This is a genomic window from Bradyrhizobium sp. (assembly GCF_035309285.1).
Taxonomy (GTDB): Bacteria; Pseudomonadota; Alphaproteobacteria; order Rhizobiales; family Xanthobacteraceae; genus Bradyrhizobium.
On sequence record NZ_DATGFH010000116.1, the window covers coordinates 1 to 2052 of the forward strand.

Below are 2052 nucleotides of genomic sequence, written 5' to 3' on the forward strand. Positions count from 1 at the left end.
CGCTGAGTGGTTGTACGATGCTCAGCAGGTTCGGCCACGTCTCGACAGCAGCCTGAACAGGCTGACCACAACCCGGCTCGGGCGCCCAGTTTCGGTCCGGCAGGGTGTCTAATCGATATGGACTCGTCACCAGACCTGATCGAGCGCGCCCAAGCGGGAGACGAAGCGGCCTTTCGCGAGCTCGTCGATGCCCATCGGAACGAGCTGCACCTGCATTGCTATCGCATGCTCGGCTCGTTTCACGATGCGGAGGATGCGCTCCAGGAGGCGCTGATCGCGGCCTGGCGTGGACTAAGTACGTTCGAGGGCCGGTCATCGATACGCACCTGGCTGTATCGCGTGGCAACCAGCCGCTGTTTGAACATGCTGCGCTCGGGTCGTGCCCGTGCAAGAGAGGAAGGACTGATGCAGCCGCCCGAACTTCCGCGGCCGACTCGCCTCGGCGAGGTGCTGTGGATAGAACCGTATCCGGATGCGCTCATCGATCGTGTCGCCGATCGAGCGCCTGGGCCGGAGGCGCTGTATCAAACAACCGAGGCGGTGTCTCTGGCGTTCATCACCGCGCTGCAGCTGCTGCCGCCCCGACAGCGGGCCATCCACATTCTGCGAGATGTGCTTGGCTTCCATTCGACGGAAGTCGCGCAGATGGTGGATGCAACCGAAGAATCCGTCAACAGCGCGCTGAAGCGCGCCCGAGCAACGCTCCGCCAGCGCGGCCCTGACTCCGCGAGTCAACATGCCCCACCTCCTCAGTCACCCGAGGAACGGGCGCTGGTCGAGCGATTCACGCGCGCATTCCAAGCCGCTGACATCGAAGCCCTGGTCGAGCTATTGACCGAAGATGTGTGGATCAGCATGCCCCCAATTCCCTTCGAGTGGCAGGGTCATGCGCGTGCGCGAGACGTTTTTGGTGCTGTCCTGCAGCCGGGACAACAGCTCGTGGCGACGCGCGCAAACGGCCAGCCGGCGTTCGGGTTCTACCAGCCGGATTCGCGTGCGCCTATTCTTCACGGCGTTGGACTGCTGGTGCTCACGCTCGCGGGCGATCGCATTTCGGCAATGAGCCGCTTCGAGTCCGGCCTGCTCTCGCGGTTCGGCTTGCCGCGCACGTTGCCGCGCCGGCCGGCGTAATGTTCGCCGGAGGCACCACCGCCCACTTTGTCGGGCGGCGCGTGTCTAAGCCAGTGACAACCGACACAGTACACGTCGGTTGAACTCCGAAAGGTCCGCGCGTATCGACGTGTCAGCCGTCAAGGTTGACCGGTAGTTGCGCGCGCAAACCCAAACAGGACAGGAGCATAAACACCTTGGCAATCGATCAAATGAAAGAGCAAGAGCTGGCGGATCAGATCGCGCACTTGGAGGCCAATCTGGCGCGGCAACTGCCGGCCGACATGCTGCAGGGATTTCAGGGCGCCATTCAGACTCTTGTGAATGACGGCATCACCGCTCATGCCGTGGACGTCGGGCAGAAGGCACCGGATTTTTCACTGCCGGACCAGATCGGCGATACCGTCTCACTGCATTCCGTGCTGCAGCGCGGTCCGGCGGTGGTCCTCTTCTACCGCGGCGAGTGGTGCCCGTACTGCGATTTGACGCTCCGTGCTTACCAGCGCATCTTGCCCTCGATCACGGCCCTCGGCGCTTCCCTGATCGCCATCTCACCGCAAACCCCGGACAGCACGCTCACTACGGTCGAGAAGAAGGAGCTGACGTTCGCCGTCCTCAGCGACGTCGGTAATGTGGTGGCGCGCAAGTACGGCCTGGTGTTCGTGACCCCCGAAGCGGCTCGGCACCCCGGCATCTCCGCCGGCAACGGCGACGAGTCGTGGGAGTTGCCCATGCCTGCAACGTTCATCGTCGCTCAGGACGGCATCATCCGGCTTGCATTTGTCGACGCCGATTGGACGCACCGGCTCGAGCCCGCCGAGTTGTTGAAGGCACTCGAAAGTGTCGTGGCGAACTGCTTAAAGGAGTGAATGAACATGAAATTCAAATCAGGTGATAGTGTTCCGTCGACAACTCTGGAATCCGAGCCGGTGCGTCCAATCG

At 62.6% G+C, this 2052-nt stretch carries 2 protein-coding genes; both read left to right on the plus strand.

Annotation, left to right across the window (positions count from 1 at the left end; genetic code table 11):
- The first annotated feature begins 117 nt into the window (after positions 1-117).
- A complete protein-coding gene (locus VKR55_RS22635; RefSeq protein WP_324406792.1) occupies positions 118-1131 on the plus strand; it encodes a sigma-70 family RNA polymerase sigma factor in 1014 nt (337 codons plus the stop codon).
- 176 nt (positions 1132-1307) lie between these two features.
- Positions 1308-1979: a peroxiredoxin-like family protein gene (locus VKR55_RS22640; protein ID WP_324406793.1), complete on the plus strand. Its 672-nt coding sequence runs from the start codon at positions 1308-1310 to the stop codon at positions 1977-1979.
- Positions 1980-2052: the final 73 nt, after the last annotated feature.

Excerpts from the sequence above, each read along its gene's own strand:
- VKR55_RS22635 (WP_324406792.1), top strand. The coding sequence starts at position 118 with ATGGACTCGTCACCAGACCTGATCGAGCGCGCCCAAGCGGGAGACGAA.